This window comes from Pseudomonas sp. MDT1-85, assembly GCF_054898065.1.
In genome coordinates, this window is the sequence record NZ_CM142715.1 from 2,425,622 (window position 1) to 2,444,227 (window position 18,606).

Genomic DNA, 18,606 nt, shown 5'->3' on the forward strand with positions numbered 1-18,606 from the left:
TATTGATTCTATGAATGGCCTCACATGCATGAGCGTGTTGCAGGGCTTCGTCGTACGGAAGTGACCGGAAAGTCGCGTTTCAACCAGTATTTTGGGCGATTGACAATTGCCGGAAATTCCGTGAAGGTGACATACCCAAATCAAACGGGCGTATGAATTGAGCGTTTGTATTACAGAGCGCTCCTACAGAATCCCGACTATCGCGTTGGCGGGTGTGCCGGGTGAATTGGCGTAGCATCGACGATAAGCGTCCTTGCCGAGCCAGTTGCCTGCGTCCGACGTGTACTGTTCAGCTTCCATATCGTGGAGATCAGTTGATGATTTACGAAGGTAAAGCCATCACGGTTAAGGCTCTTGAAAGTGGCATCGTCGAATTGAAATTCGACCTCAAGGGTGAGTCCGTCAACAAGTTCAACCGTCTAACCCTGAACGAACTGCGTCAGGCTGTAGACACCATCAAGGCAGATGCTTCGATCAAGGGTGTGATCGTCAGCAGTGGCAAGGACGTGTTCATCGTCGGCGCCGACATCACCGAATTCGTCGACAACTTCAAGCTGCCGGATGCAGAGCTTGTCGCTGGTAACCTCGAAGCCAACAAGATTTTCAGCGATTTCGAAGACCTCAACGTCCCGACTGTCGCCGCGATCAATGGCATCGCACTGGGCGGCGGTCTGGAAATGTGCCTGGCGGCAGATTTCCGTGTCATGGCCAATACCGCCAAAATCGGTCTGCCGGAAGTCAAACTGGGCATCTACCCAGGCTTCGGCGGTACTGTGCGTTTGCCACGCATCATCGGTGCCGACAACGCTATCGAGTGGATTGCCGCCGGTAAGGAAAACCGCGCTGAAGACGCGTTGAAAGTCGGTGCCGTCGATGCCGTGGTCGCCCCGGAGAAATTGCAGGAAGCGGCTCTGAACCTGGTCAAAGCCGCCATTTGCGGTGAGTTTGACTACAAGGCCAAGCGTCAGCCCAAGCTCGAAAAGCTCAAGCTAAACGCCATCGAACAAATGATGTCGTTCGAAACCGCCAAGGGTTTCGTGGCCGGTCAAGCGGGCCCGAACTACCCGGCACCGGTTGAAGCGATCAAGACTATCCAGAAAGCCGCGAACTTCGGTCGCGACAAGGCGCTGGAAGTCGAAGCCACCGGTTTCGTCAAACTGGCCAAGACCTCTGCCGCGCAGAGCTTGATCGGTCTGTTCCTGAACGATCAGGAATTGAAGAAAAAGGCCAAGGCCTACGACGAAATCGCCAAGGACGTGAAGCAGGCTGCCGTATTGGGCGCCGGCATCATGGGTGGCGGTATCGCTTATCAGTCGGCCTCCAAAGGTACGCCGATCCTGATGAAAGACATCAACGAGCACGGCATCGAGCAAGGTCTGGCCGAAGCCGCCAAGCTGCTGGTGGGCCGCGTTGATAAAGGTCGCATGACCCCGGCGAAAATGGCCGAAGTGCTCAATGGCATTCGTCCGACGCTGTCCTACGGTGATTTCGGTCACGTCGACCTGGTCGTCGAAGCCGTTGTCGAGAACCCGAAGGTCAAGCAAGCCGTTCTGGCCGAAGTCGAAGACAAGGTCAAAGAGGACACCATCCTCGCGTCCAACACCTCGACCATTTCCATCACCTTGCTGGCCAAAGCCCTCAAGCGTCCGGAAAACTTCGTCGGCATGCACTTCTTCAACCCGGTGCACATGATGCCGCTGGTTGAAGTGATCCGTGGCGAGAAGTCCAGCGAAGTGGCCGTTGCCACCACCGTTGCCTACGCCAAGAAAATGGGCAAGAACCCGATCGTCGTCAACGACTGCCCGGGCTTTCTGGTCAACCGCGTGCTGTTCCCGTACTTTGGCGGTTTCGCCAAACTGGTCAGCGCCGGTGTGGACTTCGTTCGCATCGACAAGGTCATGGAAAAATTCGGCTGGCCAATGGGCCCGGCGTACCTGATGGACGTGGTCGGCATCGACACCGGTCACCACGGTCGCGACGTGATGGCTGAAGGCTTCCCGGATCGCATGAAAGACGACCGCCGTTCGGCCGTCGACGTGCTCTACGAAGCCAAGCGCCTGGGCCAGAAGAATGGCAAGGGCTTCTACGCCTACGAGACCGACAAGCGCGGCAAGCAGAAGAAAGTCGCCGATCCTTCGGTACTGGAAGTGCTCAAGCCTATCGTGTTCGAACAGCGCGAGGTCACTGACGAAGACATCATCAACTGGATGATGATCCCGCTGTGCCTGGAAACCGTGCGTTGCCTGGAAGACGGCATCGTCGAAACCGCCGCCGAAGCCGACATGGGCCTGGTCTACGGTATTGGTTTCCCTCCATTCCGTGGCGGTGCGCTGCGCTACATCGACTCGATCGGTGTTGCAGAGTTCGTTGCCCTGGCTGACCAGTACGCTGATTTGGGCGCGCTGTACCACCCGACCGCGAAGCTGCGTGAAATGGCCAAAAACGGTCAGAGCTTCTTCGGTTAAGCGCCCACACTAGAGCGAGAGTGAAAGTATATGAGCTTGAATCCTAGAGACGTCGTGATTGTCGACTTCGGTCGTACGCCGATGGGCCGTTCCAAGGGCGGCATGCACCGCAACACCCGCGCCGAAGACATGTCGGCGCACCTGATCAGCAAATTGCTGGAACGCAACGTCAAGGTCGACCCGAGCGAAGTCGAAGACGTGATCTGGGGCTGTGTGAACCAGACCCTGGAGCAGGGCTGGAACATCGCCCGCATGGCGTCCCTGATGACACAGATCCCGCACACCGCGGCCGGCCAGACCGTCAGCCGTCTGTGTGGCTCGTCGATGAGTGCTCTGCACACCGCTGCGCAAGCGATCATGACCGGTAACGGTGACGTGTTCGTGGTGGGTGGCGTCGAGCATATGGGTCATGTGAGCATGATGCACGGTGTCGATCCGAACCCGCACATGTCCCTGTATGCGGCGAAAGCCTCGGGCATGATGGGCCTGACCGCGGAAATGCTCGGCAAAATGCACGGCATTACTCGCGAACAACAGGACGCCTTTGGCGTGCGCTCCCACCAGCTCGCCCACAAGGCGACTCTGGAAGGCAAGTTCAAAGACGAAATCATCCCGATGCAGGGCTACGACGAGAACGGTTTCCTGAAACTGTTCGACTACGACGAAACCATTCGTCCGGAAACCACCCTGGAAAGCCTGGCGGCTCTGAAGCCAGCGTTTAACCCGAAGGGCGGCACCGTGACAGCCGGTACTTCGTCGCAGATCACCGACGGTGCTTCGTGCATGATCGTGATGTCGGCGCAGCGTGCCCAAGACCTGGGCATCCAGCCGATGGCGGTGATTCGTTCGATGGCAGTGGCAGGTGTGGACCCGGCGATCATGGGCTATGGTCCAGTACCGGCAACGCAAAAAGCACTGAAGCGCGCGGGTCTTGGTATCAACGATATCGACTTCTTCGAGCTCAACGAAGCTTTCGCCGCACAGGCGCTGCCAGTGCTGAAAGATTTGAAAGTGCTCGACAAGATGAACGAGAAGGTTAACCTGCACGGCGGCGCGATCGCCCTGGGTCACCCGTTCGGTTGCTCCGGTGCCCGTATCTCCGGCACTTTGCTGAACGTGATGAAGCAGAATGGCGGCACCTTCGGGGTGGCTACCATGTGCATTGGTCTCGGCCAAGGCATCTCCACCGTCTTCGAACGCGTTTAAGCGTTTCGCTGATGGAAGCCGGGGCCAAGTGCCCCGGTTTTTGTTTTTCCGGATTTATTTTGTTTTTATTTTGAAAAAATTTCAGTGAGGGCCAAAGCATGCCGATACAACCTGGGCTCTACGAACATTACAAAGGTCCGCAGTACCGCGTATTCGCTGTTGCGCGGCATTCGGAAACCGAAGAAGAAGTGGTCTTCTACCAAGCCCTGTATGGCGATTACGGCTTTTGGGTGCGTCCCTTGAGCATGTTCCTGGAGTCGGTCGAGGTTGACGGCGAACAGGTGCCACGCTTTGCTTTGGTGCAAGCCGAACCGAGCGTTTTTCCTCAGCCATAAGGGGAGTGCGCGCAGAACCCTGCGCTTGACCTCACCTTGTAGCCACTATATATAGCGGTGCCGCGTCAGGCGCCAACCGCCTTTCACTTCTAGAATTCAGGAATTTTCTGATCCATGGGCAAATCGCTGGTCATTGTGGAATCCCCGGCTAAGGCCAAGACCATCAACAAGTATCTGGGTAACCAATACGTGGTGAAGTCGAGTATCGGCCATATCCGAGACCTGCCCACCAGCGGTTCGGCTAGCGCCAGCAAAGAGCCTGCCGCCAAGCGCGGCAAGGCCGCCGCAGGTGAAGGTCCGGTGCTCACGCCGAAAGAGAAAGCGCGCAAGCAGCTGGTCTCGCGCATGGGTGTCGATCCCGATCATGGCTGGAAAGCCAAGTACGAGATCCTCCCGGGCAAGGAAAAAGTTATCGAAGAGCTGCGCCGGCTCGCCAAAGATGCTGACACCATCTATCTCGCAACCGACTTGGATCGCGAGGGGGAAGCCATAGCCTGGCACCTGCGCGAAGCCATCGGTGGTGACGACAGCCGCTACAAGCGCGTGGTGTTCAACGAAATCACCAAGAAAGCGATCCAGGAGGCCTTCTCCAAACCGGGCGAGCTGGACATCGATCGAGTAAACGCCCAGCAGGCGCGTCGCTTCCTCGATCGCGTGGTGGGTTACATGGTTTCGCCACTGCTGTGGGCCAAAGTCGCCCGTGGCCTGTCCGCCGGTCGCGTGCAATCGGTTGCCGTGAAGCTGGTGGTCGAGCGTGAGCGTGAAATCCGTGCGTTCAACCCGGAAGAGTACTGGGAAGTTCATGCCGACCTCGGCACCTCCAAGGGCGCGACCGTGCGTTTCGACGTGGCCCGCGAGAAAGGCGAAGCCTTCAAACCGCTGAACGAAGCCCAAGCCATGGCCGCGCTGGAAAAGCTCAAGGCTTCCAGCTACAGCATCGTCAAGCGCGAAGACAAACCGACCAGCAGCAAGCCGTCTGCACCGTTCATCACTTCCACCCTGCAACAGGCCGCGAGTAACCGCCTGGGCTTCGGCGTGAAGAAAACCATGATGATGGCCCAGCGTTTGTACGAAGCCGGCTACATCACCTATATGCGTACCGACTCCACCAACCTCTCGGCCGATGCCGTGACGATGGCGCGTACCTATATTGAAGGCGAATTCGGCAAGAAGTACCTGCCGGAAAATCCGAACGTCTACAGCAGCAAGGAAGGCGCACAAGAGGCTCACGAAGCGATTCGTCCGTCCGACGCCAATACCGAGCCAAGCAAGCTGTCGGGCATGGAGCGTGATGCCGAGCGGCTTTACGAGCTGATCTGGCGCCAGTTCCTGGCCTGCCAGATGCTACCGGCGCAATACCTGTCGACCACGGTCACCGTCGGTGCCGGTGACTTCGAGTTGCGTGCCAAGGGCCGCATTCTGAAGTTCGACGGTTACACCCGCGTCATGCCGCAAATTGCCAAGCCTGGCGATGACGACGTGCTGCCGGACATGGCCCAGGGCGACGCGATGAAGCTGATCAAGCTTGATCCGACCCAGCACTTCACCAAACCGCCGGCGCGTTACTCGGAAGCCAGCCTGGTTAAAGAAATGGAAAAACGCGGCATCGGTCGTCCTTCGACCTACGCGGCGATCATTTCGACCATCCAGGACCGCGGCTACGTGGCGCTGCACAACCGTCGTTTCTATTCGGAAAAGATGGGCGACATCGTCACCGAGCGTCTGGCCGAGAGCTTCTCCAATCTCATGGATTACGGCTTCACCGCCGGCATGGAAGAGAACCTCGATGACGTGGCTCAGGGCGAACGCGACTGGAAAAACGTGCTCGACGAGTTCTACGGCGACTTCAAGAAAAAACTCGAAGTGGCTGAAAGCGCCGAAGGCGGCATGCGCGCCAATCAGCCGGTGATGACTGATATTCCGTGCGTGTTGTGCGGTCGTCCGATGCAGATCCGTACTGCTTCGACGGGCGTATTCCTCGGTTGCTCGGGCTACAGCCTGCCGCCGAAAGAGCGCTGCAAAGCCACCGTCAATCTGGTGCCGGGCGATGAAATCGCCGCGGACGACGAGGGTGAGTCCGAGTCGCTGGTTCTGCGTGGCAAGCATCGCTGCCCGATCTGCAGCACGGCCATGGACGCTTACCTGCTTGACGAGAAGCGCAAGCTGCACATCTGCGGTAACAACCCGGATTGCTCTGGCTACGAAATCGAAGAGGGCACCTATCGCATCAAAGGCTATGAAGGTCCGAGCCTGGAATGCGATAAGTGCGGCAGCGAGATGCAGCTCAAGACCGGCCGTTTCGGCAAGTTCTTCGGGTGCACCAACGCCACGTGCAAGAACACTCGCAAGCTGCTGAAAAGCGGTGATGCGGCGCCGCCGAAGATGGACCCGGTGAAGATGCCTGAGCTCAAATGCGAAAAGGTCAACGACACCTACATCCTGCGCGACGGTGCTTCCGGCTTGTTCCTTGCGGCCAGCCAGTTCCCGAAAAACCGCGAGACCCGTGCTCCATTGGTCATGGAGATCGTGCCGCACAAGGATGAGATCGATCCGAAATACCATTTCCTTTGCGAAGCGCCGAAGAAAGATCCGGACGGCCTTCCTTCGGTGATTCGTTATAGCCGCAAAACCAAAGAGCAATACGTGCAGACAGAGGTTGACGGTAAGCCGACTGGCTGGAAGGCGTATTACGACGGCGGCAAGTGGACGGTTGAAGACAAGCGTCCATCAGCCAAGGCTTAAAGGCTGTACACAAAAGGCCGCATGACAACCCTCGGGTTTTCATGCGGCCTTTTTGTTTTGGGCTTGCGGGAAGCTCAGGTGATCCACGACACTGTCTGGCCTGTGTGAAGCAATTATTTCGTTGTGGAGGCTGCCGTCATGGCCCACGAACTCTATACCCGTACCAACCAGAAGATTTATTTCGCCGGCCTGTCGCTGGAAGCGCTTGCCAAGGCTGAAGAGGGGCGGGCGATGAACGCCCTGGCGCTGATTCAGGCCGGGCGCGAATCGGCGTTGTTTCACTTGTACGGTGCGCTGTTGGGGCTGTGCCATGAGATCGCCGGATTCTATCGCCTGCCTCAGGCCAATGCGCCGCGGGCAGAGATGCTGCTGACCCGCGAAGTGCTCGAAACCATCGCTATTCCGGAAATGGCCGAGATGGTCGAACTGGCCCAAAACCCTGAAACCTGGCTGGCCAAATTGCTGTCGGCACATGCCGCACTGTTTCAGCCGCCTCGCGCTCCGCACAAGCCCAAGGGCGATGTGACGCAGCCGCTAATCCAGGCCGTTAATCTGGATGAAGAAGAGGCGCCGCAAGAGCTGAGTCGGGAAGAGCTGGAGAGCTGGCGTCAGAACCTTAAAGGTCTGGCGATTCGGTTTCGCGAAGGGTTGAACGAGTGCTGAAGAATTGAGTGTTTAGAGAAGGGTCCGCTCAAGGAAGAGTACTGTCAGAGATTTCCCTTCATGATGGCATCTGGTCAAGATCCCGAGCGAAGCTTGGCTGATGTCTATATAATTCCCGCCTTTCGTGGAGAACAGACCTTTATGCCAACGTCCTTTCTAGAAATTGTCGAGTTACCAGACGGCCGAATCGAGCTGCGCAGGGCCGAGGACGAGGGTTCTCTGGTTACTTTGGATTTCTCCGAGGATGCCAAGGTTTTCCTGCAAGGCCAGCATGTGGAAGTCGCCAAGGCGATGTTGAGCGTCGGTGTTCAGATGGCAGGACGCCTGGTTGAAGGCGAATTTGATAAGGAAGAGGGGTCACGGGTTCTTCACTGATCCCGCCCGTCGGATTCTTCGGATACCTCTACAGATCGGCTTCTCTATCCCTGGAGAAGCCCCGCGCTGTTCAGCGCGCACAGTGTTTGTCAGTTAACCCAGTCGAATATTCAGACTTTGCGCATCCCCGATACGGGCGGCGCTGATCAACTGTTGCCGCGACGGTGTGCTCAGCGGGTTAAGCCAGCTGACGACCGTATGGCTGCGGCCAAGTCGCAAGGCTTCGCAGGTCAACTGCTGAGCGCTCTGCGTGCCGCGCGGTTGCAGGAGCAGAATGCGCTCACGGTTCAAACCGGCGTCGCGTAACCAGGCTTGTGTCAGGCTGGCGGGCGGGGCGATCAGTGTCAGCCAGCGTGCATCCTGATCCTGACTCAGTTCCCTGAGAATCGGTGCCAGAAGGTTCAGGCAGTTCCCGGCCGCGCCGCGCAGTGATAGCTCGCTGAAGACTTCAGGCTCGGCGCTCCAGGGCGATTCGACCACGTCTTTCAGGATCGGCGCCAATGGCTGTGCCATGAACGCCTCGAACAACGGCAGTTGGGCTTGCTGTGAGGTATGTGGGAACTGCATAAAGCCTCCTTTAGCGGCGAATCACGCCGACACTCAAGCCTTCGATAACCAGTTCCTGATCTTTCAGGTTGACTTCGATAGGGGCGAATTCAGGGTTCTCGGCAATCAACCAGACCTTGCTGCCGTCGCGCTTGAAGCGCTTGACGGTCACTTCGTCACCAATCCGCGCCACGACGATCTGGCCGTTACGGGCTTCACGAGTGGTATGGACGGCCAGCAGGTCGCCGTCGAAAATACCGACGTCCTTCATGCTCATGCCATGGACCCGCAGCAGATAGTCAGCGCGGGGATGGAAGAACGAAGGGTTGATGTTGCAGGATTCTTCGATGTGCTGCTGGGCGAGGATCGGCGCCCCGGCAGCCACCCGGCCGATGATCGGCAAGCTGGATTCGTCGGCCTTGGCTTCGAAACCGGGGATGCGAATGCCACGGGAAGCGCCCGGGGTCATTTCGATCGCGCCCTTGCGGGCCAGTGCCTTGAGGTGTTCTTCCGCCGCATTGGGCGACTTGAACCCCAGTTCCTGAGCGATTTCCGCACGGGTCGGCGGGTAGCCGTTGTCTTCGAGGCAACGTTTGATGAAGGCCAGAATCTCTGCTTGGCGTGGCGTCAGCTTTAGCATATTGATCGCTCTGTCTTTTTATACAGTGACTGGGATTATATACAGTGTACTGGTCTTGGCAATGCCCCTTTTTTTGTCGGCCGCTGGACGGTCATTTTGCTCGCTGATGGAAGCGGCATTGTTGTATGGTTAAATACCTGACCGACCATTCCCAAAACGAACCGCCAGACTTGACAAGGCCTGGGCTGAAACGTATGTTTCAAACAAGTGTTTGTCAGGCGGAGTAGCCATGGCCCAGTCGGAAACCGTTGAACGCATTCTCGATGCTGCCGAGCAGTTGTTCGCGGAAAAAGGTTTTGCTGAAACCTCATTGCGTCTGATCACCAGCAAGGCCGGTGTCAATCTGGCGGCGGTGAACTATCACTTCGGGTCGAAGAAGGCGCTGATTCAGGCGGTCTTCTCGCGTTTTCTCGGGCCGTTCTGCCTCAGTCTCGATAAAGAGCTGGAGCGCCGTCAGGCCAAGCCCGAGAACAAGCCGACCCTTGAAGAGCTGCTGGAGATTCTTGTCGAGCAAGCTCTGGTGGTGCAGCCACGCAGCGGCAATGATCTGTCCATCTTCATGCGTTTGCTGGGGCTGGCGTTCAGTCAGAGCCAAGGGCACTTGCGTCGTTATCTGGAAGATATGTACGGCAAGGTGTTTCGCCGCTACATGATACTGGTCAACGAGGCCGCGCCGCGCATTCCCCCGATCGAACTGTTCTGGCGTGTGCATTTCATGCTGGGTGCCGCGGCGTTCAGCATGTCGGGGATCAAGGCCTTGCGTGCGATTGCCGAGACCGATTTCGGCGTCAACACCTCCATCGAACAAGTGATGCGTCTGATGGTGCCGTTCCTGGCCGCGGGCATGCGGGCCGAAACCGGCGTCACCGACACTGCTATGGCCACCGCGCAGTTGCGTCCGCGCAGCAAATCGGCCCCGGTTGCCGCCAAGGTTTAACCGCACACGGGTGGGCGCGGCAGCTGACATCCGCTAAGCTAGCCGCCCATGCCGACTCTCGTTCTGAACCCGCTCCTCATTGATATCGCCGACCTGCCGGGCCCAGCCCATGGCGGCGAATTCGCGCGAGCCGGGTTTATCGTAATCAAGGAATCTCTATGACTGCTGGCCTGCAAGGCTCGTTGATGGTGGACGTCGCCGGTACCTGGCTGACGGCCGAAGATCGCCAATTGTTGCGCCAGCCCGAAGTGGGCGGCCTGATCATTTTTGCCCGCAACATCGAACACCCGCGCCAAGTGCGCGAGTTGAGCGCTTCGATCCGCGCCATTCGTCCCGATCTGCTGCTGGCGGTGGATCAAGAGGGCGGTCGGGTTCAGCGGCTGCGTCAGGGCTTCGTGCGACTGCCCGCCATGCGCGCCATCGCCGACAATCCGAATGCCGAATACCTGGCCGAGCAGTGTGGCTGGATCATGGCGACCGAAGTGCTCGCGGTCGGTCTCGACTTGAGCTTCGCCCCGGTGCTGGACCTGGATCACCAGCGCAGTGCGGTGGTCGGCACCCGTTCGTTCGAGGGCGATCCCGAGCGGGCAGCGTTGCTCGCCGGTGCATTCATCCGCGGCATGAACAGCGCCGGGATGGCCGCCACCGGCAAGCATTTCCCCGGACATGGCTGGGCCGAGGCCGATTCCCACGTCGCGATTCCCGACGACGAGCGTAGCCTCGACGAAATCCGTGTCAACGACCTGGTGCCGTTCGCGCGATTGAGCAAACAACTGGCCGCCGTCATGCCGGCCCACGTGATTTATCCGCAAGTCGATTCCCAGCCTGCTGGCTTCTCCCGTCGCTGGTTGCAGGACATCCTGCGCGGCGAGCTGCAGTTCGATGGCGTGATCTTCAGCGACGACTTATCCATGGCCGGTGCCCACGTGGTCGGCGATGCCGCCAGTCGTATCGAAGCGGCATTGACTGCCGGTTGCGACATGGGCCTGGTGTGCAACGATCGCGCAGCTGCCGAGCTGGCCTTGAGCGCCGCCCAGCGTTTGAAGGTCAAACCGTCGGCGCGTATTGCGCGGATGCGTGGGCAGGCGTACGCCAGCACCGAATACCGTCAAGATCCACGCTGGCTGGCGGCCATCGGCGCACTCAAAGAAGCTCAGTTGATCGATTAAGGACTTTCTTTTATGACGGTTTACGCGATTATCGGTGGCACCGGCCTGACTCAACTCGAAGGTCTGAGCATTCGTCAGTCATTGGCGGTGGACACGCCTTACGGCGCGCCTTCGGCCGAGGTACAGATTGGTGAGTATGCCGGCAAGGAAGTGCTGTTTCTCGCGCGTCATGGGCACCCACACCGTTTTCCGCCGCATCAGGTGAACTACCGCGCCAACCTGTGGGCCTTGAAACAGGCCGGTGCCGAAGCGATTCTCGCGGTCAACGCCGTGGGCGGGATTCACACCGTGATGGGCACCGGACATTTCTGCGTGCCACATCAACTGATCGACTACACCAGCGGTCGCGAACACACCTATTTCGCCGATGACCTGGAACAGGTCACACACATCGACTTCAGCTATCCCTACAGCGAACCCCTGCGTCAGCAATTGATCGCGGCGTTGGCGGCTGAAGGGGTTGGCTACAGCAGCCAAGGCGTGTATGCCTGCACCCAGGGACCACGACTGGAAACCGTCGCTGAAATTGCGCGGCTGGAACGTGACGGTTGCGACATCGTTGGCATGACCGGCATGCCGGAAGCGGCACTGGCGCGTGAACTGGAACTGGATTACGCCTGTCTGGCGCTGGTGGTGAACCCGGCGGCGGGCAAGTCAATAGCGGTGATCACCATGGCCGAGATCGAGCAGGCGTTGCATAACGGGACAGGCAAGGTGAAGTCGACGTTGGCGCGGGTGTTGAAAGGCTAAGACGTAACCCCACGTAACCCAATTATCAGAAGCGTTGAATTTATGCCGACAATCATTGAGCAACTTCATCAGATACCGTGGGCGGAAGGATTCAGTCGTCGCGCGCTGGATAAAGCACATAACTACGCCCATGAAAACCGGGTAAAGATACTCGAGCTTGATGATGTGATGGTTCAAGCAACCTGCAAAGGTTCCGAAAATTACATCTACGAACAATTCATTTATCTCGTCGAAAACCCTTATGGCGAATTTGAGCTTGATTGCACCTGCTCATGTCCCGTAGTGATCGATTGCAAGCACTGCGCAACGGTCATTTATCATCTGCAAGACCTTCCTGTGGAGTCGAGCGAGAGCTCTGCGCCGGTTAGCCTGAACCGCGATCTGGAACGCTGGCTCAATGACATTCCGCGCGAGACTTCAGATAGCGATGGAGCTGCGCAAAGCACCGGCACGTGTTGGGTGTACAAACTCAAACCCACGCCCACCGCAGGCAAGTGGCTGCTGGAAATTTGCAAGGCTCGTCAGCTCAAGGACGGCCGCTTGCAGGACATCAGATCTGTGTTTTCGCCGTCAGATGCACTGATGCGAGAGCCGGGCTATCTATCAGAGCTTGACCTGCGAATCGCCAGATTGCTGGTCGCAGTCCACTCCTCCCATTCTCATTACAGTGGGTACCCCTTGCAAGGCAGCAGCGGGGCCGAAGTCCTCGAGTTGGCGTTGAAAACTTCACGGCTGTTTCTCGATTTCGAGCAATTGCAGCCCTTGGCGCTTGGAATGAAGAGGTCTGCGCAGTTTGTCTGGGCTGAGCAAGGCAACGGCAGTTTCCGTCCGCAGTGGCGTAGTGATGAAGCCCCAGAGGAGACGATTCTGGCGCTGGAGCCTTTGTATTACCTGGACCGTGAAAGGATGGAGGTTGGACCGCTGCTGAGTGAGCTGGACAACAAACTGGCCAGACACTTGTCATTGGTTCCCGACATCCCGGCGCGGCAGGCGATGCAATTCAGTCATCGCATGAGCGCCGTGACTCGAGTAGCACCCTCGCCGCACGCGTTGACCGAGCGGATCGTCGATGACATTGAGCCCCAAGCCTTCCTGACGCTTGCCACTACCAAACGTTATACGAAGTGGAAGTACGAACCCGAGCACCGCGCAGCGCTGGCGTTCACTTACAACGGCCACATGGCCGCGGACAAAAAATCCACGGAGGTATCGGTGCTTTTCGGCACCGAAACCCAGCGCATTCAACGAAAACCGGCTGCCGAAAAAGCCCTGCGTCAGGCCTTGCAAAAACAAGGCTTCAAAAAGGCCACTCGTAAAAGTGATGCGTTACCTGATAACGCAGGCGAAATGTTCGACTTGCCGGATGAATCGGCATGGCTTGCTTTTGTGCAGTCTGGAGTGCCAGCGCTCAGAGACGCCAACTGGCAGATCAGTATCACTGACGGCTTTCATTTCAATTTGCAGTCTGTAGAAGAGTGGTATGCCGATGTCGAGGAATCGCCGGGCCGCGAATGGTTCGATCTGCAATTGGGCATCGTGGTCAATGGCGAGCGCCACAGCTTGTTGCCGATTCTGCTGCATTTGTTACGCAATCAGCCACAGTTGATGAACCCGGCTGAGCTAGCCCGCCGCGACGATAACGATCAGGTATTGATCGATCTCAATAGTGGGCAGTTCGGAGCGAAACCAGGTACGAAAGTCGCCCTGCCTCTCGGGCGGGTCAAGCCATTGATGGCTACGCTGGGTGAGTTGCATTTGAGTGTGAACAGCGGTAACTCGCTGCGCCTGAATGCTCCTGATGCGGCGCGCTTGAGTGAGCTGGAAGGGCTGCCACTGGTATGGCAGGGCGGCGAGCGTTTGCGCACTTTCGCGAAACGCTTGCGTGAATCGACTCATGCCCACGTTGCTGCTCCAGAAGGCCTCAACGCGGAACTGCGGCCGTATCAGCTCGAAGGCCTGAACTGGATGCAGACCCTTCGCGAGCTGGAAGTCGGCGGTATCCTTGGCGACGACATGGGCTTGGGCAAAACTCTGCAAACCCTGACTCATTTACTGCTGGAAAAACAGGCGGGACGTCTCGACTGCCCGGCACTTGCCGTGATGCCTACCAGCCTCATCCCCAACTGGCTCGACGAGGCGGCACGCTTCACTCCGCAGCTCAAAGTCCTGGCGCTCCATGGTGCCGCTCGGCAAAACGACTTTGCAAACCTTGCAGAATACGACCTGGTGTTGACGACTTATGCGTTGCTGCCGCGCGATCTGGAGGTTTTGCAGCCTCAGGTCTGGAGCGTGCTGATTCTCGATGAGGCGCAGAACATCAAGAACCCGCTCAGCAAAGCGGCTCAGTCGGCTCGACAATTAGAGGCTCGGCAGCGTTTGTGTCTTTCTGGCACGCCACTGGAAAATCACTTGGGCGAGTTGTGGTCGCTGTTTCACTTTTTACTGCCCGGTTGGCTCGGCGACAGTAAAACCTTCAATCGCGATTACCGTACCCCAATCGAGAAACACGGCAACAGCGAGCGGATGCAACACCTGACGGCCCGAATAAAACCCTTCCTGCTACGCCGCAAGAAAGAACAGGTCGCTACCGAACTGCCCCCCAAAACCGAGATCGTGCATTGGGTCGACCTTAGCGATGGGCAGCGGGATGTGTATGAAACCGTGCGTGTGGCGATGGACAAGAAGGTGCGTGATGAAATTGCCCGTAGCGGCGTCGGGCGCAGTCAGATCATCATCCTCGACGCTTTGCTCAAGTTGCGTCAGGTGTGCTGCGATCTGCGACTGATCAAAACGCCTCTGACGGCAAAAGTCCTTCGTTCGGGCAGCGGAAAACTGCTTAGCTTGATGGAGATGCTCGAAGAGTTGCTCAGTGAAGATCGCAAGATTTTGCTGTTCTCGCAATTCACCTCGATGCTGGCGTTGATTGAGCAGGAACTGCAGCAGCGCGGTATCGGCTACTCGTTGTTGACCGGTGACACCACGGATCGGCGCACTCCGGTAAAAGAGTTCCAGAGTGGCAAGGTGCCGTTGTTCCTGATCAGTCTGAAGGCCGGGGGGACCGGCCTCAACCTGACGGCGGCGGATACGGTGATTCACTTCGATCCGTGGTGGAACCCTGCGGTAGAAAATCAGGCGACCGACCGCGCCTACAGAATTGGCCAAGACAAACCGGTGTTCGTTTACAAAATGATTGCCCGCGGCACGGTGGAAGAAAAAATACAGGCGCTTCAACAGGAAAAGGCAGCGTTGACCGGGGCTGTCCTCGAAGGCGGAGCGAGTGCGGGTTGGAAGCTTGAGCAGCGTGATATTGAAGCACTGTTCGCGCCTTTGCCCGAGTCCCGGTCTTGATAGCTGATCTCTTCACTGAGTCTGCAGTGACGTCTTCGCGGGCAAGCCTCGCTCCTACACGTTTTGTGTTGATCACATCATTGTGGCCGCACATATTTCTGTAGGAGCGAGGCTTGCCCGCGAGCGATCTACCTATCGACGTTACTTATCAATTTTTTCCGGCAACGGCGCAAACAACGCTTCGATATCATCGCTCTGCAACTTCCAGTCCCCGGTCTTGCGCCCATCCAGCACGCCTGCGGCAAGATCGGACTTCTCTTTCTGCAGATGCTGAATTTTCTCTTCCACCGTACCCCTGGCAATCATCTTGTAGACGAATACCGGCTTCTCCTGACCAATGCGATAGGCACGATCCGTCGCCTGATTTTCTGTCGCCGGGTTCCACCAAGGGTCATAGTGAATCACCGTATCCGCTTCGGTCAGGTTCAGGCCCACACCGCCGGCCTTCAGGCTGATCAGAAAGATCTGACGCTGGCCGCTCTGGAACTCCTTCACTGGTGTGCGTCGGTCGCGGGTTTGTCCGGTCAGGATCGCATACGCCACGCCACGCTTTTTCAGCTCCTCCTCGATCAGCGAAAGCATTGAGGTGAACTGCGAAAACAGCAGAACCCGCCGACCTTCTTCGAACAACTCCTCCAGCATTTCCATCAGGCTATCGAGTTTGCCGGAAGTGCTGCCACGCGCGGGTAGGGCAGCGTCGTTGACCAGACGCAAGTCGCAACACACCTGACGCAGCTTTAGCAACGCCTCAAGAATGATGATCTGGCTGCGCGCCACGCCCTTGCGGGTGATTTCGTCGCGGACTTTCTTGTCCATGGCCAGGCGCATGGTTTCATACACGTCGCGCTGGGCTTCGTTGAGTTCGACCCAATGGATGATCTCGGTTTTCGGCGGCAGTTCGGTGGCCACCTGTTCCTTGGTCCTGCGCAGCAGGAACGGTTTGATCCGACCGTTGAGGTGTTGAAGTCTTACTTCGCTGGCGCGCTTTTCTATCGGTACGCGGTAATCGCGGTTGAAGCTTTTCACGTCACCGAGCCAGCCAGGCAGCAGGAAGTGGAACAGCGACCACAACTCGCCGAGGTGGTTTTCCAGCGGTGTGCCACTCAGGCACAGGCGCTGGCGAGCGTTCAGCTCACGGGCTGCATGGGCGGCCTTGCTGTTGGGGTTCTTGATGTACTGCGCTTCATCCAGCACCAGTACATGAAACGGTTGCGCGGCCAGGCGTTCGACGTCCTTGGGCAGCAGCGCATAGGTGGTCAGAATCAGGTCGTAATCGGCCAGGTTCTCGAAATGCTTTTTGCGACTGGCACCGTACAGCGCCAAAACGTTGAGCTGCGGCGTGAAGTGCGCGGCTTCGTCGAGCCAGTTGGGGACGAGGCTGGTGGGCATGACCACCATGCACGGCCGATCGAGGCGCCCGGCGTTCTTCTCGCTGAGAATGTGCGCCAGGGTCTGTAGGGTTTTGCCCAAGCCCATGTCGTCTGCGAGAATCCCGCCGACTTCCAGTTGTCGTAACGACTGCATCCAGCTCAGGCCTTCCAGCTGATACGGGCGCAAGGTGGCATTCAACCCTTCGGGTGCCGTCGCGGTATGGTCTTTGATGTCGCGCAGACGCTGGGCAAAGGTGCGGATCTGCTCGCCACCTTCCCAGAGCAACGGCAGTCCTTCCAGCGGATGCAATCGTGTGGCGTCGGCCTTGCTCAGGCGTAGCGTGGTTTCGCCGGGCTCTTGCAGATAAAACTCGCCGAGGGTGGCCAGCACCGGTTTCAAGCGGCCGAAGGGCAGGGCGACCTGCAACGAACCTTGGTCGGTGCTGCGGCGTTGCGGGATGTTCACCAGGATCAGTTCGTCGTCGCGACGTCGGGCAAGCCGTTCCGGGTTGAGGAGCTCGGTGTGGGAGCGCATCAGGTTCAACAGGATCGGCAGCAGACTCAGCCGTTCGCCGTTGACGATTATCCCCAGTTCCAGGTCGAACCAGTCGCGCTCCGGTGCCTGCTCGACGGTGGCGTACCAGTCGTCCACGGCGGTCAGGTCGAAGCCGAAGTCCTCGTCGATCTGCAACTCCCAACCCTGGGTGCGCAGCTTCGGCAACTCGTTGAGGGTGAAGGTCAGCCAGGCGCTGTCGTTGACCATTTCGTAGAGTTCGCCGGCGCTTTCGGGCAGGGCCTTGCTTTGTCGGGTGGCAATCTTGAAACCGAGGATTCGCAACTGTTCCCTGTAGGCCTGTTCGACTTCCGGGTGGCGTTTTATCCGTAGCGTCTGCGTCTCTTGGCGAATCAGGATGTCAGTGTTTTTCTGTCCACTGACGTATTCATCCAGATAGCTGAAGGACAGCGCCGCGCGATGCTGGATGTACCGCTGCATCTTGCCGTTGCGCGGTTCGAAGGCGCTGAACTCGATGCTCGCCAGCCACAGGCGCGGCACCGGTTGCACGTTGTCCACCAGGACTTGCGGCGGCGCTTTCGGGCTGCGGTTCTCCAGAACAGCCTGAAGCTTTTGCAGTAACTCGGCGTCTTGCGCGGCAGCGGGATAGGTCAGGGTTTCCTGGACCTTCAGCAGTACCGCTGCGCAATGTTTACAGTTGCTGCGCACCGGGCAGGTGCAGGTGGCATCGACCATCAGCAATGTAGCTTTGGCTGACTCGCGCAGGCGAATGGTCTGACGGTAAACGTTACCGCCGGACCCTTCGCATGCAGCGACGATGGTGGCATCCCCGACTTCGACAATCCTGACGCGGTTCTCCAGAGCGTAGCGACGGCCACGCTCCAGGCTCTGTTCCTTGAATCGGCTGACCCAGGATGTTGCCAGGGGTTTGCTCAGGGTCGCGGACATGGGGGCTTCGATCAGTCCGGGACGACTTCAGGGGCTTCCCGGGGGGCGGGCGCCGTCAACGAAGTGATCTTGATCAGCAGGCCGAGATGGCCGGCGTCGAGGAAGTTCAACTGTCCGTTCTTGGTATGGCTTTCGGTCTTCAGGCGTTCGCTGGCGGTGACCAGGCCGTTGGCATCAATCTTATTGACCCAGAAGTCGGCGTCGACGTCGGTGAAACGCCCCAGTTTCAGGCTCAACGTACCTTCGATCGGGAACTGCCCGAACTGTTCGGTGCCTTCGCTGATCGCGACTTTGCTGACTTCTTCGCCGAGCTTTTGTTGCCAGGCCTTGTGCAGCAACACCGTGTATTGGTTACTGGCGGTGAGCTTTTCCACCTCGGGATTAAGGCTTGGTGTGCGAAAGCTGTCGGGGCTGATGCGTTGAGCGCCGGCATCCCAGTCTTCCGGCGCGGCGCGGCTGACGACCGCGGGCACGGTGTTTTGCCGCACCAGAATCATTTCAACCTGATACAGATCATCAGCAAACGCCGTGGGGGCGAGCAGCATCGTTATTAACATCGTCAACAAGGTCAGTGAGCGAAACAGGCGCATGAGGCGTC

At 58.2% G+C, this 18,606-nt stretch carries 14 protein-coding genes; 10 read left to right on the forward strand and 4 right to left on the reverse strand.

The features are described 5' to 3' along the window. The first annotated feature begins 317 nt into the window (after positions 1-317). The 6 genes from fadB to ACYZT2_RS11020 all read left to right on the forward strand — a co-directional run bounded on the left by fadB (position 318) and on the right by ACYZT2_RS11020 (position 7,786). Positions 318-2,465, forward strand: a complete 2,148-nt coding sequence (gene fadB / locus ACYZT2_RS10995; RefSeq protein ID WP_461972032.1) for a fatty acid oxidation complex subunit alpha FadB — start codon at positions 318-320, stop codon at positions 2,463-2,465. A 30-nt stretch (positions 2,466-2,495) separates the two neighbouring features. Then, positions 2,496-3,671 (forward strand): acetyl-CoA C-acyltransferase FadA, encoded by a 1,176-nt coding sequence (fadA, locus tag ACYZT2_RS11000; RefSeq protein WP_008007076.1) that lies wholly within the window; start codon positions 2,496-2,498, stop codon positions 3,669-3,671. Positions 3,672-3,769: 98 nt separating this feature from the next. Beyond that, a complete protein-coding gene (locus tag ACYZT2_RS11005; RefSeq protein ID WP_007907781.1) occupies positions 3,770-4,006 on the forward strand; it encodes a DUF1653 domain-containing protein in 237 nt (78 codons plus the stop codon). A gap of 114 nt (positions 4,007-4,120) precedes the next feature. Next, on the forward strand, positions 4,121-6,748 hold the full coding sequence (topA, locus tag ACYZT2_RS11010) for a type I DNA topoisomerase (RefSeq protein WP_461972035.1): 2,628 nt from the start codon (positions 4,121-4,123) through the stop codon (positions 6,746-6,748). A 138-nt stretch (positions 6,749-6,886) separates the two neighbouring features. After that, positions 6,887-7,411 carry a DUF6586 family protein gene (locus tag ACYZT2_RS11015; RefSeq protein WP_461972037.1) on the forward strand — a complete coding sequence of 175 codons (525 nt, stop codon included), beginning with the start codon at positions 6,887-6,889 and terminating at the stop codon, positions 7,409-7,411. Between the two features lie 141 nt (positions 7,412-7,552). Next, a complete protein-coding gene (locus ACYZT2_RS11020) occupies positions 7,553-7,786 on the forward strand; it encodes a hypothetical protein (protein WP_008007084.1) in 234 nt (77 codons plus the stop codon). Between the two features lie 93 nt (positions 7,787-7,879). Here ACYZT2_RS11020 and sulA read toward each other — a convergent pair whose 3' ends face one another. Beyond that, positions 7,880-8,353 carry an SOS-induced cell division inhibitor SulA gene (gene sulA / locus ACYZT2_RS11025; protein WP_460146908.1) on the reverse strand — a complete coding sequence of 158 codons (474 nt, stop codon included), beginning with the start codon at positions 8,351-8,353 and terminating at the stop codon, positions 7,880-7,882. Between the two features lie 10 nt (positions 8,354-8,363). After that, a complete protein-coding gene (gene lexA / locus ACYZT2_RS11030; protein WP_007907770.1) occupies positions 8,364-8,972 on the reverse strand; it encodes a transcriptional repressor LexA in 609 nt (202 codons plus the stop codon). A 229-nt stretch (positions 8,973-9,201) separates the two neighbouring features. Between lexA and ACYZT2_RS11035 the strand changes: the two genes are divergently transcribed. The 4 genes from ACYZT2_RS11035 (at position 9,202) to ACYZT2_RS11050 (ending at position 15,176) form a co-directional block, all read left to right on the forward strand. After that, complete coding sequence (locus ACYZT2_RS11035) at positions 9,202-9,909, forward strand: TetR/AcrR family transcriptional regulator (protein WP_461972040.1); 708 nt, start codon at positions 9,202-9,204, stop codon at positions 9,907-9,909. Positions 9,910-10,079: 170 nt separating this feature from the next. After that, positions 10,080-11,078, forward strand: a complete 999-nt coding sequence (gene nagZ / locus ACYZT2_RS11040) for a beta-N-acetylhexosaminidase (RefSeq protein WP_461973069.1) — start codon at positions 10,080-10,082, stop codon at positions 11,076-11,078. 12 nt (positions 11,079-11,090) lie between these two features. After that, entirely contained in the window at positions 11,091-11,828 is a 738-nt protein-coding gene (locus ACYZT2_RS11045) for an S-methyl-5'-thioinosine phosphorylase (protein ID WP_461972042.1), read from the forward strand. Positions 11,829-11,870: 42 nt separating this feature from the next. Continuing rightward, positions 11,871-15,176 (forward strand): DEAD/DEAH box helicase, encoded by a 3,306-nt coding sequence (locus ACYZT2_RS11050; protein ID WP_461972044.1) that lies wholly within the window; start codon positions 11,871-11,873, stop codon positions 15,174-15,176. 141 nt (positions 15,177-15,317) lie between these two features. Here ACYZT2_RS11050 and ACYZT2_RS11055 read toward each other — a convergent pair whose 3' ends face one another. After that, positions 15,318-18,008, reverse strand: coding sequence for an SNF2-related protein (locus tag ACYZT2_RS11055; protein ID WP_461972046.1), 2,691 nt, complete (start codon positions 18,006-18,008; stop codon positions 15,318-15,320). Positions 18,009-18,019: 11 nt separating this feature from the next. Next, positions 18,020-18,598: a CsiV family protein gene (locus ACYZT2_RS11060; RefSeq protein ID WP_461972048.1), complete on the reverse strand. Its 579-nt coding sequence runs from the start codon at positions 18,596-18,598 to the stop codon at positions 18,020-18,022. Positions 18,599-18,606 lie beyond the last annotated feature (8 nt).